This is a genomic window from Microvirga sp. Mcv34 (assembly GCF_024519725.1).
Lineage (GTDB): Bacteria > Pseudomonadota > Alphaproteobacteria > Rhizobiales > Beijerinckiaceae > Microvirga.
Map to the genome: position 1 here is coordinate 52308 of NZ_JALJRK010000031.1, position 12589 is coordinate 64896.

General features: G+C 59.3%; 15 protein-coding genes. 4 read left to right on the forward strand and 11 right to left on the reverse strand.

Features of this window, described 5'->3' with window-relative positions; all coding sequences use genetic code 11:
* Positions 1 to 111: 111 nt before the first annotated feature.
* Genes OC446_RS17045 through OC446_RS17055 form a run of 3 tightly spaced genes read right to left on the reverse strand, consistent with a single transcriptional unit; the run spans position 112 to position 1038 of the window.
* Positions 112 to 462: a hypothetical protein gene (locus OC446_RS17045; protein WP_262030220.1), complete on the reverse strand. Its 351-nt coding sequence runs from the start codon at positions 460 to 462 to the stop codon at positions 112 to 114.
* Positions 455 to 727: a hypothetical protein gene (locus tag OC446_RS17050; protein ID WP_262030221.1), complete on the reverse strand. Its 273-nt coding sequence runs from the start codon at positions 725 to 727 to the stop codon at positions 455 to 457. Before OC446_RS17050 ends, OC446_RS17045 begins: the two co-directional genes overlap by 8 nt.
* A gap of 32 nt (positions 728 to 759) precedes the next feature.
* Positions 760 to 1038, reverse strand: coding sequence for a hypothetical protein (locus OC446_RS17055; protein WP_262030222.1), 279 nt, complete (start codon positions 1036 to 1038; stop codon positions 760 to 762).
* A gap of 174 nt (positions 1039 to 1212) precedes the next feature.
* Here OC446_RS17055 and OC446_RS17060 point away from each other — a divergent pair, with 174 nt between their 5' ends.
* Positions 1213 to 1845: a hypothetical protein gene (locus OC446_RS17060; protein WP_262030223.1), complete on the forward strand. Its 633-nt coding sequence runs from the start codon at positions 1213 to 1215 to the stop codon at positions 1843 to 1845.
* A 61-nt stretch (positions 1846 to 1906) separates the two neighbouring features.
* On the opposite strand, the gene OC446_RS17065 is transcribed toward OC446_RS17060, so the two are convergent.
* The 5 genes from OC446_RS17065 to OC446_RS17085 form a co-directional block, all read right to left on the reverse strand.
* Positions 1907 to 2853, reverse strand: a protein-coding gene (locus OC446_RS17065; protein ID WP_262030224.1) for an IS630 family transposase whose coding sequence is annotated in 2 segments (ribosomal slippage) — positions 1907 to 2514 and positions 2514 to 2853 — 948 coding nt in all. Because the reading frame shifts where the segments join, the coding sequence is not laid out codon by codon here.
* A 115-nt stretch (positions 2854 to 2968) separates the two neighbouring features.
* Positions 2969 to 3466, reverse strand: a complete 498-nt coding sequence (locus OC446_RS17070) for a hypothetical protein (RefSeq protein ID WP_262030225.1) — start codon at positions 3464 to 3466, stop codon at positions 2969 to 2971.
* Between the two features lie 200 nt (positions 3467 to 3666).
* Complete coding sequence (locus OC446_RS17075; RefSeq protein WP_262030226.1) at positions 3667 to 4005, reverse strand: hypothetical protein; 339 nt, start codon at positions 4003 to 4005, stop codon at positions 3667 to 3669.
* A 10-nt stretch (positions 4006 to 4015) separates the two neighbouring features.
* A complete protein-coding gene (locus OC446_RS17080) occupies positions 4016 to 5068 on the reverse strand; it encodes a hypothetical protein (RefSeq protein ID WP_262030227.1) in 1053 nt (350 codons plus the stop codon).
* A gap of 31 nt (positions 5069 to 5099) precedes the next feature.
* Positions 5100 to 5918: a DUF7007 domain-containing protein gene (locus tag OC446_RS17085; RefSeq protein ID WP_262030228.1), complete on the reverse strand. Its 819-nt coding sequence runs from the start codon at positions 5916 to 5918 to the stop codon at positions 5100 to 5102.
* 133 nt (positions 5919 to 6051) lie between these two features.
* Between OC446_RS17085 and OC446_RS17090 the strand changes: the two genes are divergently transcribed.
* Positions 6052 to 6969, forward strand: a complete 918-nt coding sequence (locus tag OC446_RS17090; protein ID WP_262030229.1) for a hypothetical protein — start codon at positions 6052 to 6054, stop codon at positions 6967 to 6969.
* Positions 6970 to 6999: 30 nt separating this feature from the next.
* On the opposite strand, the gene OC446_RS17095 is transcribed toward OC446_RS17090, so the two are convergent.
* From OC446_RS17095 to OC446_RS17105, 3 genes are all read right to left on the reverse strand, one after another.
* On the reverse strand, positions 7000 to 7308 hold the full coding sequence (locus tag OC446_RS17095; protein ID WP_262030230.1) for a hypothetical protein: 309 nt from the start codon (positions 7306 to 7308) through the stop codon (positions 7000 to 7002).
* 207 nt (positions 7309 to 7515) lie between these two features.
* Positions 7516 to 8049, reverse strand: coding sequence for a hypothetical protein (locus OC446_RS17100; RefSeq protein ID WP_262030231.1), 534 nt, complete (start codon positions 8047 to 8049; stop codon positions 7516 to 7518).
* 114 nt (positions 8050 to 8163) lie between these two features.
* Entirely contained in the window at positions 8164 to 10230 is a 2067-nt protein-coding gene (locus tag OC446_RS17105; protein ID WP_262030232.1) for a DNA cytosine methyltransferase, read from the reverse strand.
* 250 nt (positions 10231 to 10480) lie between these two features.
* Between OC446_RS17105 and istA the strand changes: the two genes are divergently transcribed.
* Positions 10481 to 12016 carry an IS21 family transposase gene (istA, locus tag OC446_RS17110; RefSeq protein ID WP_262030233.1) on the forward strand — a complete coding sequence of 512 codons (1536 nt, stop codon included), beginning with the start codon at positions 10481 to 10483 and terminating at the stop codon, positions 12014 to 12016.
* Between the two features lie 14 nt (positions 12017 to 12030).
* Positions 12031 to 12589: ATP-binding protein (locus tag OC446_RS17115; protein ID WP_262030234.1), on the forward strand; the 559-nt coding region annotated here is incomplete at its 3' end.

The window sequence follows — 12589 nt, forward strand, 5'->3', positions numbered from 1 at the left end:
TTGGCTAAAAATAAAAAAGGCCCAGGCGTTTAGCGCCCAGGCCTCATCTCAACTCTGAATCTGCAACGGGTTCGTAATGAAAGGATCCGCCTGGTGCGGACAGGAGGTGGTCTAGTCTTCTGAGGGAGCGTTTCGTTTGGCGAGGGCAATCGCAGCCCTGATCTTCGCCAAGGATTTCTGCGCGAGGCTGTCCTCTTCAGGTTCCTCGGTGAGATCCGACAGGAGGTTGTCAATCTCCTGTTCGGCATCTTCCAACGCCGCCAAGAGGACCGGAGCCGCTGCCATTTGGGTGGCGAGTTGGCCCGATGGGGTCTCCAAAGGCTCCAAGCCCTCAACAGGCTGGTACCGAACCTCGGCGACGATCAGGTCGCTATCGGGATCGCGAATGGCGAACGTGTCGCCATTCCCCTCGATGATGAACGCCTGTTGTGAAAGGTCGGGAATCGAGTTTCGGTCAGACATTGACGAACCGATCCAGCTTCAGCTTCCGAAATCCATTGGGAGCACGGTCACCCTTCCTGAGGCTGGCCGACACCCAGGTCCCTTTCGAAGTGGCTATCGCCTTCTCGGCATACTGTTCGAACGCCGCCGACGCGTCGGCGGCAGTCCGGATCTCCACGGCTTCCCGTGGGAGGGGCGCTTCCTCATTGCAGAGACTGAAATGGATCGAGTTGAAGCCGGAGCCGTCTGATGAGGCGGGGTGACTGGATAAGATGAGTGTTGCCATAGGGCTGTACCGTCGCTCTAGAGGCCCGAGGATCAGACGTTGACGTAGCGTTCGAGCTTAAGGGCCTTGAACCCACGGGGAGTCCGGTCGCCCTTCTTGAGGTCGCCGAACGCGTGCGCCGGCTTCCCATTGGCGGTCGCATCTTCGCAGTAGGTTTCGAATGCGGCCTGGGCGTCGGCAGCAGATGTGATCGTCACCGACCGGTCAGGGAAGGGGATCGTCTCGGGAAGGCGGGCGAGAGCCGTACGCGGCGCGCCGTGCGGCCCTTCGGCAGGGAAAGCCTGGAAAGTCTTCAAGATCAGGGTTGCCATGGGTCTGTTCTCCTCATTTTGGGGATTTGTTGAAAGTCGGTCCGTCTAAGGATTGACGGAAAACCTGCGGAATCAGGGGAATTTGCTCGGACTGCGGCTTTTGACCGATGCCGGGCCGCATTATAGTGCGCCCTTGCCGCTATTTATTTCGGCTACGCAAATCAGGAGTGATCGTTGCGCTATCTCGCTTTGGCGACCGTCGCCGTCGCCAGTATTGTATCCACAGGGGCATTCGCTCAGTGTCAGCCTGTCCCTGTTCAGGTGAGCGTGCAAACTCCTGAGCCCCAGGTCGTAATCAGCTCAACGGCCAACGTCGTGGCGGCCGCTTCAGCCCCGCAGCAGCTTCAAGCAATGGCTGGCTGGCACATCAATGGTTTGGCCCAAGCTCGCCCGAGCTACGATCTCAAACTGCAGGGAGAAGTGATGCAGGATTGCTATCGCCCCAGGGCGGTCGCTGTCACACTGGGGTTCAAGGAACCGATCCAGGTGTTCATCGCGTCGAAGTACCGGCAAGGGACCTGTGAGTATGAAAACATCCGGCAGCATGAGATGCAGCACGTGCGGATCTACCGGAACTCGATCATGAATTATGCGGGACGGCTGCAATTCGACATTAACAATGCTGTGGCCTCGCTGACCCCACAACAGCTGAGTTCGACCCAAGCCCAGCAATTGTCCTTCAACAAGGTGGTCGAGGCCACGGCCCGGGTGTTTAATCAAATGATGGAAGAGTCACGGCGCCTGAACGCTTCACTGGATACGGTCGAAAACTACCGATACGAGCAAAAGCGCTGTTCCAACTGGTAGAGACGCTGGGGAGCGGGCGACTGCCGGGACCGCGATCAGATGGCTCTAGAGCAGTTTCGATTTAGACGGGCTCATACCCGCAATTCCTGAGGTAGTTCCGACACTCCTCTGCTGGGAAGCAGTCGAGCAAGTCGCCGATGGTGGTCCAGAGCACCTCCTTGGTGCGTGCGCCCGCTTTGCGCAGCAGCGCCTTGAGCTTGGCGAAAAGTTGCTCAATCGGATTGAGATCGGGGCTGTAGGGCGGCAGATACAACAAGCTGGCGCCGACCGCTCGGATCGCCTCCTCGACGCCAGCCACCTTGTGAGCGGCCAGATTGTCGAGCACGACGACATCGCCAGGCGAGAGGGCTGGTGCCAGCATCTGCTCGACATAAGCCTTGAAGATCTCGCCCCGCATGGGCCCGTCGACCACGAGCGGAGCGATGATCCCGTTCTCGCGCAGGCCCGCCACAAAGGTCGTGGTCAGCCAATGTCCGTGCGGCACAGCGTCGATCACCCGCTGTCCGCGCGGTGCCCTGCCATAGCGCCGCGACATGTTGGTGGCGGTTCCGGTCTCATCGAGAAACACGAAGCGGCTCGCATCCATAAAGCGCTGCCACACGCGAAAGCGGCGGCGCTCCTGGGCTACATCCGGCCGGTCCTGCTCGGCCGCCCGGAGCGTCTTTTTTTATGCGTCAGGTCCATGCGCTTGAGCATCAGATGAATGGTCGAGAGCGCCTGCACCACGATCCCGCGGACGCGCAGTTCGGTCTGGATCTCGGCCAGCGTGATGCCGGACTTGGCGTCCACCAGGGAGCGGAGCAGATCCTGGTGCGGCTCAAGCACGGGGCGACGATGGCCGCCGATGCGCTCCGGCCTGACCGAGCCGGTCTCGCGCAGCCGCCGCATCAGCTTTACGGCGGCCGAGGGGCTCACTTCGTAACGAGCGGCCGCCTGGCGGATCGAGCTGCCCTTCTCAACAGCGCGGACAATGCGCCGGCGCAGGTCCTGGGACAACGGTGTGGTCATGGCGAGCCTCTGTGCTCACGCCCCTGACCGACAGGGAGTCAGATCTTCCGATTCCGTTCAACCCCAAACAGCTCTAGGCCCGAGGATCCTCAGGCCTAGAGCGAGCTCTAGCTAGCTAACCGCCGGCATTATCGATTGTCACGTACACTTCGCAAGATTCGATATGCTCACGGAAATATTCAAAGGGAGGCTTCATTTTGCCGAGCCTACGACTTTCCTCGCAGGACGCTACACTCCGCGCATACCTCTCAGACGGGAAGAGCCCGGACTTTAGGTAGAACTCTTTTGGCCCGAAACCCCAGTACTTCTTCATATTTATACCGAGGCCGCCATTCCCTATCACTTCAAGCGTCAGGTAGGCTGCCGGAACCAGCAATAGGGCGATTACCGCGGATATCTTCCGGGGGATGATCCGTTTGAGGAGAGCATATGCAATTGCAGCTATGCTTGAGAAGACGACAAACGCACTCCAAAACATTATCGTGAATTGAGTGCTTGCCTCGGCCTGCTGATAGCCAAAGATGATCGCCGCGATGGCGACGCCAATGACGACTACAGCCGTAATGATCACGCCTAAAATGTCTTCGGATTCGCTTCTTATATAGACCCACATTTTGTTTTTCCCCGCAGCCTTATCTCTGCCTATCCGAGCTTTATCCAAGTTTGATTAAGAATGCTGTTTAGGTTAGGCCGAGATGACTTGTTTTATCCCGGCGCGTCTAGGGTCGGGAGTGGTTATTCAGATGGAAATTCGCGAACCGGACAGATGTCGAGTTGGCTCCTTAGATAGTGAGCTTAGGCCGGCCCGGTCCATCACGGGTTTCCATTGTAATTCTCAATCCGGGCGGTGAAGGGTTTCTCCGATCCTGCTCCGTCGTCCCAGAACTCTCCCTGGTCGCCCACGTTAGAAATGGCGTTGCGGAGCACCGTCTGCTCGGCTGCGGAAAGGTCCACTGGAATGCGAGCGGGGTAGGCCAGTTCCTCGACCGCTTTGGAGAGCCAGACGCGGGCTGCTTCCAAATCGTTATAATCTGGAGAGTCCTGCAGTCCGTCGTCCTTGAGGACGTCCAGCATGCCTTCCATCATGGAGAGAATTGCGGTTGCTTCTTCCTCTGATGCCAAGAGGAGGAGCGGAGTATCAGTCGCTGACATAGAAATGTCCTTAAGCTGCTGCGGCAGGAGGGGTATCCTCGTTTGCTGCTGATGGCACTTCCATCCCGACGTATAGCGATGGGGTCGATCCAGTCCGCATTAGGTCACCGGAGGTCATATCGAAGAACTCGATCCAGCGGCGCATCTCCGGTCGCTCGGAAATATCGATGTCGGCAACTGAGGCCTGCCATGACATGAGGTGCTCTGGAGCCAATTCCACAATCATGCGGACTTCGTCCTCGGGCAGGAGGCCTTTGTCGACGATGTACTCCGTCATCGAGCCAGGACGTGGTGTAGCCCCGCGACAACCTTTAACTGGGGTACGCCAAAGTCCGTCCACTGCCTTGAGGCGGGGTTTCGCCCTTGCCTCCATCAAGACGATCCGGCGGAGCAGCGGCTTTTCAAGCTCGTGGAGCTCGTGTGCCTTCGTCACTGGGCAAAAGAAGCAAGCGCTCTTAATCGGGACGGGTAGGCCGGCGTTGCGAATGCGCTGAATGCAATCCTCTCGCTTCCAATTCCATTCCCTGAGAGGGTATCTGTATTCGTACTTATTATCTGTGAAACCTTCACGTTCCCTATAGCGTTTTTGATCAGCTGGGCTACAATCATAGCCAATAAGCTTGATTACTTTGCCACCAGCAGCCCAACAGCGCCGAGCAGGCTCCCAATTGTCGGCCCACTGATCTTGAGGCTGTATCTTCCACTTCTGCGAACAACTTCCATAACCGAATGTTTTACTTGGAAGCGTACCATTTGTAAGACAATTTTCCTCTAAAGTTCTATAAGGAGGAAAGTTCTTATAGTTCTTCGGCTGGTATTTGACAACAATCAGAGGGACGCCCCGCTCCTCGAGCCACTGCTTGAAAACCGGCAGGTATTGGTAGGTCTGCGGGCGTTCGCTGCCTGTATCGGCGAATAGCGCGACGTCAACACGCTCGCCACGTTCTACCATTTCAATCAGCATCGCAACACTATCTACCCCAAGCCCAAGAGCGGCCATAACGGGCGAGTTGTTGTCTGCAAAGAAATCCAGCTGCGGCGGTCGTGCCGTCATTTCGATCATAGCGAATTCCAGAAATAAGGAGTGAGGAGCGTCAGGCCGCGGCGAGAGTTGTGCGCGCTGGCGTGGTTTCCTTGTGCTTCTCAGGGTCTATGATGAGACCGAACTTTGACCGGCCATTGTATTCAGCCTCGGTCACAAGGAAGGTTCGCTCTTTCCGATTGAGCCGACCGGATACGCGATCAGCGCCGATAACGGCCGTAACCTGAACCATGGCGTCGGGAGCGCTCCTGGCCGAGATTGAAATCCATTTGTCCTTAGTAGACTCGGCGAAGGCTTGCTCTTGGAGCCGTACGCTATCGGTGACCGCAAGCACTTCTCCGGTCACAGCCATGTACTCATGCGGCATGTAGTTGATTAGGGTGAGCTTCGCATCCCGGCGATCACGCGTGGTAAACAGATCTGGGAAATGGTGGGCTACGATTGCCCAACAGACATCCTCCTCGTAGAAGCCTGCTGAGTTGCGCCAGGCTTCGTGGATCGTCTGGTTCCGCTCCTCATCGAGGACCATATAGCCGTGGCCCGGAGTGTTATATTTGCACACTCCCTCAGCATACCTGTAGCCATAATCAGCCCCGCCATCCGGGGTGTGGGGACGGGGATATCCGAACGAGATGTATTCGCGGGTGAGGGACTTTAGTTCGACGCCTGCCAAATGAATGAGGCGTACCTCCTCGCGAGCTTCCTCCAGCGTGTCAACGAACGCGAGTTGATACCAGTAGGGCTGGCTCGGCAGCACTCCTTCTTCGAGGCGCTGAACACGGAACCCAGGATATGCTCCCGACAGTTCAACAACTCGCAGGGTATAGCCAGAATCCAGATTGGAGGACTGTTCGATTTCGCGCTCGCTCATGGCGGCTCCTGCTTTTGGGGATTAGGTTCTGTCTTTCTCCAGAATGGCTGTTGGAAGGGAATTCACTCCGCTTTAGGTTAAGGCCCTCTGCGGGCGCGAATTGCTCGCGGCGTTTGAGCGGGGCAGGGGCAGAATGGTTTTAAGAGTGGGAGCCAGATGGGCTGCGGCGGTGGCTGTTGCCTGGAGTTTTCTCGGAGCATCGCCAGCGACAGCGGCCACGATACAAAGGGTAAGCCCTAACTGTTTCCAGTTCGCCGAGTGTGGCGATACCAGTGACCACGGGATCCTGATCAGCGGCGAGATCGTCAAGGGCGATTATTACAAGTTCCGGGCTGTGTTGGCAGAAGGGAGGTCGGTTCCAAGACTGCTGTACCTGCGATCACCTGGAGGAGACGTTAGCGAAGCGCTGCAGATCGGTCGGCTTGCAAGGGAACTCTATCTGGAGGCCGTCGCCCCTGCCCAGATTGAAGAGGGTAAAGGTGTCTGCTTCGAGAACGATGCAGCGACTATGAGGCGTAGCGGTCGCAGGCGGCCGGGCCCTTGTGTCTGTGCGTCTGCATGCTTCTTCATTTATGCAGGCGCTGTCAGACGAAACGAAGCTGCGGTGGGCATACACAGGTTTTACATCGATCCCAGCACCAACGCTAAGCTCACGTTACAGGAATCTATCAGCAGGATGCGGGCTGTGCGGCAACCCGTCATCGACTATCTTCGGGAGATGGGGGTGCCGGGCAAGTACGTGGACATCATGTTCGCGACATCATCCCGTGAGCTTTACGTCCCGACGACGGCCGAGATACGGGCAGACTTCCTAGGCTACCCACCAGAGATCATGGAGTGGCTCATGGCCCAGTGCAAGACAGGTAGCGATCGGGAAGCTGCTGAAGTCTTGGAGAAGAAAGGATTGTTGAGCGCTCTCAACAATACCTGGGAACGGACGGGGTGTCTCGCGGATGCGATGGCGGGAGACCGCGTAGCTCGGTACAGGCAATTCAGACAGAGCTACGATCAGTTTGAAGGCTTTGAGCCAGTAAGTCCAAAGGCAGAGTAGATAGGACCCAGCATAGGTACCGGGCCCGACCTACTGGATCCGGTAGGAGTTGCCCCAAGTCCAAGGGCTGGTGTAGCCGGCGAGCAGGTTGGCGGGGTCTTCGACGATCTCGAGGTCCCAGTATGGATCGACATGGGTGTCGCAGACCCGGGTGACGTCAGATTCGATGGTCGGCTTCACCCGCGCTGCAACTTTCCCATCTGTCCTGATGTCGTGGGAGCTGTCGTCCTTGTAGGCAACGATCCATTCGGGATGGATGACCGTACCGAGGACTGCCTTATAGTCGGCAAGTGCCCTTTGCTTCGCCTCAGCTTCGGGAAAAAGCGGATCATCGCTCACCGGACCCTCTCAAGTTCGCCCCGGAAGACACCCTTTTGCTGGCCGTTATCCCAGTTTACGAAGACCATGTTCTTTCCTGGGTCGCAGTAAACCGAAGGGCCACGGCCCGTGGCGACCTTCCCGACGGTTCCGAGGGTGTCCTTGGGAATACCAGCGAAGAGGGCGGTGCAGCGGACGCGCATCCCCTCTTGAAACCGTGTGCGGGTGTCAGTCATTGGCGCCGGTCTCAGAGAAGATCACGAAATCGGACCAAGTCTGGCCGTCTTCGGTATGCCAGAGCCCGTCTTCTCTGAAGTGTGCGATCTCCCGATCTCCGTCGGGGCCGACCCGGATGGCCCCATAGGTGGCCTGGACAAACTCAAAGGGGCCATGGTTCTCACTGAAACGGTCCTCACGGCCGCACTCAAAGCGAATAAAGCTGTTGGGCTTCGTCTCTGCCGCAGGGTGCTTCTGGGCCGACACCTTGCTGACCAGGCTGTGGAGTTCGAAGTAGATCTCGTTACGGCGCCAATCGTCCTCTGGCACGTTCTCGATGAACCACCAGGTAGCCTGGAGTGCTCGGTTGACGGGAGAAAGGCCGGGGAGATTGGATAGCCCGGCTAAGAAGCCCTTAAAATCTCGTAGGCTGTCCTTGCGGAGCTGATCGAGGAATTGCTGAACCTCCTCCTTGGGATGATCGTTCAGCAAAATAAGGAGCTTATCGCGGAGGTTTTCAGAGATCTCAATGACAGGATTGCTCACACCTGATCCTTTGAATTTTGGGGTTTTGTAAGGAAATTGCGCTCGAACAAGAAAGGCCCGCAGGATTCCCTGCAGGCCTGATCTTGCTTAGACTTCGCGGAGATCGGAGGCCGCCTATGCAGCCTCGACAAATAGTGACATCTGCTCGATGCTCGCCTGTTCCTGGCGGGCGATCAATCGTGCCTTAAGGTTAGCGCCCCATGCACGATAGACAGGTGGCGGCTCCTTAATCATAGACGCTACAACGATGTTGGCATGTACCAGCGCCTTAGCGACACCTGGGCACACGGAGTTGCCGATCATTCGGGTCTGCGAAGTCCGCGTGAGGGGCTTCCCGTCATGGAGCGCTTCGAGGATATAGTCTTCGGGAAAACCTTGACCTCTGGCAAGTTCACGGGGGGTCAACATCCTGAGGCCGATGTCCACCACGACGTATGAATCAACAGTAACGAACTCCCCACCGTCCCAGCAGCCAAACTCGCGGAGGAACTCGGCTACTTGACGCGCCTTGTTCATTAGCTCGGGGGCAAGTGGCGGCATACCACCCTTCACATCGGCGAGACCAAAGCGATCATGGGTGGTGATAGTGTGGAGCGGATCGGTGACAGGGGTATCCTGATCCGAACCGTAGTAGGCGACAAGCGAAGCTCCGACCGTTCCAATGTGATTGCCCTGTGCGGTAGCCGTGGGCATGGGGTCGGTGGCGGCCGAAGACCGCATATCCGAACCCTTCATGTTGATCACATGCGGAGCAGTGACCATGTGGGTTTCTACAACCCCATGACGGGGAGCCCCCGCCATAACAGTGTGGATCGGCTCGTCCGGACGTTGACCGATGCTGTTCTCCTGAAACTTGGTCAGGTGCGCAGCAACGACACTTTGGGTACAGCCCTTTCCAACGATCGTCGAAAGTGGCTCATCGGGGGAGTGTCCGATAACGCCGGTATTGTTCTGAGCGAGGAACGTCGCTACCAATCCAGTCTTTCCGCCTCCGCCGGCAGTCGCAGTCCCGACGGGCTCGTTAATATCAGACCCTACAGAGGCGCCGAAGTGACGAACCAATGACACCGCCGCCAAGGAACCTCCGTTGGCGTCAGGAACGATAGTTGGGTTCGGCCGGTCGATCGGGTACGTCCGCGGCTCCTGGCCAGGACGTTCGCCATACCGGGGAACCAGATACGGGGCGATAAGCGCGTTCTGGTCTTTTCTGCTCGCCGTGACAGTATGGAGCGGTTTTTCCGCCGAGCGGTTAAGACCACCCTGCTGGGCGTAGGTCATCACAGGCGCAACTAGCGCTTTCTCGCCGCGGCGGGCTGCGGTTACTGTCCGAAGTGGGTCCGTCAGGTCCTCGATCCGATCCCCGCCATGGTGGGTGAGCGAGACCAAGAAGGGAGACTTGGAATCTAGGACGTACCGCTTGACGCCCTTGGCTATGCGCTGAAGCGTCGCCTTTTCGAGTGGACGCTTCGTCTGGATCCCCGTGTCCTCTTTAAAGCATTGAGCTTCCGCCTTCGTCATGAAGATGGACGGGCAGGGACGATTCCAGTCGATGATTTCCGCAGCGGTGCGCCACGGCAGAAGCTTGCCCGACTGAACTTCTGCGCTTCCAGGATCACCATGGGTCGGCTCTGGCCATACAATTGGCTTACCGTCGCAGCGAGCCACCATGAAAAGCCGCTTGCGAATGGTCGGATCTCCGTAATCGCAGGCGCGGAGCTCTTTCTTCTCTACGCGGTAGCCGAGGCGCTCCAATTTGGACACCCATTCTGCAAATGTCTGGCCTTTGCGCTTCGGGCAAGGCATCTGGTCTTGGGTCAGCGGCCCCCAGTCAGCGAATTCTTCGACATTCTCAAGAAGAATGACCTTCGGGCGTACAACCTTGGCCCACCGAACAACAACCCAGGCCAGATCGCGGATGTTTTTAGCTCGCGGTTTTCCTCCCCGGGCCTTCGAGTGGCTCCGGCAGTCAGGACTCGCCCAGAGGAGACCCACAGGTTCACCCTCTGTATACTTGCGAGGATCTACGCGCCAGATGTCGTGACGGACGTGGATGGTGTCGGGATGATTGGCTTCGTGCATCGACAACGCTTCGCCGTCATGGTTGATGGCGATATCAGGTTGCCGTCCTAGGGCCAGAAAAATTCCGGTACTTGCGCCGCCACCTCCGGCGAAGGAATCCACAATTTTCCCGCCAATTGCCGCATCAAGCGCGCTTTGTGAATTGTGCTTGATGCAGATTCCGATTTCATCCGGCCAGAGATTCCGAGATGAAGTCGGCCGCGATTCCGATCAATCCCCGGCCACCGTTCCGAGATCAATCCGGCCACCATTCCGATCATTGTCCGGCCAGGGGCTGAGACAGCGTCAAGAGGTATTCCCAGGGTCCGCCGATCAGGCATGAAGGCTCCATTGTTGCAAACAAGGAGCGGCCATGCCGGCAAAGAGAAGGCTGACCATGAGAGCCATACGTCACATCCTGCGCCTGCACGCCAGTGGCGCGAGCGACCGGTCGATCGGACGATCCGTCGGAGCCGCCCGCTCCACGGTCCAAGACACCCTCAAACGGGCCAAGGCTGCCGGGCTGACCTGGCCCGTGCCCGCCGATCTCACCGACACCCTCCTCGAGCAGCGCCTGTTCGCCAGGAGCGGCGTCAAGACCGGCCTGCGCCGGCGCCCCGAGCCGGACTGGGCTGCTCTTGCCAGGGAGATGAAGCGTCCGGGCGTCACCATGACCATCCTGCACGAGGAGTACAGGGCAGCCTGTCCTGATGGCTACGGCTACTCGCGCTTCTGCGACCTGATGCGCGAGTTCGAGCGCCGCCTGTCGCCGACCATGCGCCAGAACCACGTGGCCGGCGACAAGGTCTTCGTCGACTACTCGGGCAAGAAGCTGCCCATCGTCGATCCCGCCACCGGTGAGGTGCGCCAGGCCGAGATCTTCGTGGCGGTGCTCGGCGCCTCCAACTTCACCTACGCCGAGGCGACCTGGACCCAGACCCTGCCGGACTGGATCGAGGCCCATGTGCGGATGTTCCGCTTCTTTGGCGGCGTGCCAAGGCTCGTCGTGCCGGACAACCTGAAGAGCGGCGTCCACAAGGCTGCCTTCTACGATCCCGAGCTCAATCGCAGCTACGGCAAGCTCGCTGCCCATTACGACGTTGGCATCCTGCCCACCCGCAGCCGCAAGCCTCGGGACAAGAGCAAGGTGGAGGTGGGCGTGCGCTTTGCCCAGTTCTACATTCTCGGGCGTCTGCGCAACCGCACCTTCTTCTCGCTCGCCGAGGCCAATGCCGCCATCGCGGGAGCAGTCGAGCGCATGAACGCCGCGCCCCTGCGCCGCCTCGGCATCAGCCGGCGCGAACTCTTCGAGACAGTGGAGAGACCAACCCTCGCGGCCCTGCCGGCAGACGACTATGAGTTCGCGCAATGGCAGTTCGCCCGCGTTGGGCTCGACTATCACATCGAGGTGGAAGGCTTCTTCTACTCCGTGCCTTTCGGCCTCATCGGCGAGCAGGTCGACGTGCGCCTGACGCAGCGCACCCTCGAGGCCTTTCACAAGGGCGAGCGGGTCGCCGCTCACAGCCGCCGCTATGGCGGACAGGCGCACGGCACCAAACCCGAGCACATGCCGGCCTCGCATCGGCATTATGCCTCCTGGTCGCCGGAGCGCTTCCGCTCCTGGGCCGCTGCGTTCGGCCCCAACACCGAGATGCTGATCGGCGCCATCCTGGCCTCCCGCCGCCATCCCGAACAGGGATATCGCACCTGCATCGGCGTGCTGCGCCACATGCGTGGTCTTTCCAAGGAGCGGGTCGAGGCGGCATCGGCCAAAGCCCTGGCGATCAGGGCCTTCTCCTACAAGGGCATTGCCTCTCTGCTCGATGCCCGCACGAGCCCCGAGCCTGCTTCCCCCGAGCATCCTGCCATCACCCACCGCAACATCCGCGGACCGGGCTACTTCCACTGAAGGAGACGACAAGCATGTTGACCCACCCCACTCTCGAGTTGCTGCACGAGCTCGGCCTGCATGGCATGGCCAAGGGCTTCAAGGCGCTCAGCGACAATCCCGAGGCGCCGGCCCTGGGCCACGCCGAATGGCTCGGCCTGATCCTGGATCACGAGGTGACGCTGCGGCAGCAGAAGCGCTTCGAGACCCGCGCCCGCGCCGCCCGGCTGCGCCATCCCGCGAGCGTAGAGGATGTCGACTTCCGGGCCCCGCGCTCGCTCGACCGGGCGTTGTTCCTCAAGCTGTCGTCCTGCGACTGGATCCGCGAGCGGCGCAACCTGCTGATCACCGGCCCGTGCGGCGTGGGCAAGAGCTGGCTCGCCTGCGCGCTCGGGCACAAGGCGTGCCGTGAGGATCTGTCGGTGCTCTACCATCGGGTGCCGCGGCTGTTTGCGGCTCTGGCCCTGGCGCGCACGGAGGGCCGCTATGCCCGTCTGCTGCGGACGCTGGCGCGGGCGAAGTTGCTGGTTCTGGACGACTGGGGCCCGGAGCCGCTCACCCCTGAACAGCAGCGGGATCTGATGGAGATCGTCG

Coding starts and splice junctions, on each gene's coding strand:
- istA (WP_262030233.1), top strand. CDS start 10,481: ATGCCGGCAAAGAGAAGGCTGACCATGAGAGCCATACGTCACATCCTG.
- OC446_RS17090 (WP_262030229.1), top strand. CDS start 6,052: ATGGTTTTAAGAGTGGGAGCCAGATGGGCTGCGGCGGTGGCTGTTGCC.
- OC446_RS17085 (WP_262030228.1), bottom strand. CDS start 5,918: ATGAGCGAGCGCGAAATCGAACAGTCCTCCAATCTGGATTCTGGCTAT.
- OC446_RS17075 (WP_262030226.1), bottom strand. CDS start 4,005: ATGTCAGCGACTGATACTCCGCTCCTCCTCTTGGCATCAGAGGAAGAA.
- OC446_RS17055 (WP_262030222.1), bottom strand. CDS start 1,038: ATGGCAACCCTGATCTTGAAGACTTTCCAGGCTTTCCCTGCCGAAGGG.
- OC446_RS17080 (WP_262030227.1), bottom strand. CDS start 5,068: ATGATCGAAATGACGGCACGACCGCCGCAGCTGGATTTCTTTGCAGAC.
- OC446_RS17045 (WP_262030220.1), bottom strand. CDS start 462: ATGTCTGACCGAAACTCGATTCCCGACCTTTCACAACAGGCGTTCATC.
- OC446_RS17050 (WP_262030221.1), bottom strand. CDS start 727: ATGGCAACACTCATCTTATCCAGTCACCCCGCCTCATCAGACGGCTCC.
- OC446_RS17070 (WP_262030225.1), bottom strand. CDS start 3,466: ATGTGGGTCTATATAAGAAGCGAATCCGAAGACATTTTAGGCGTGATC.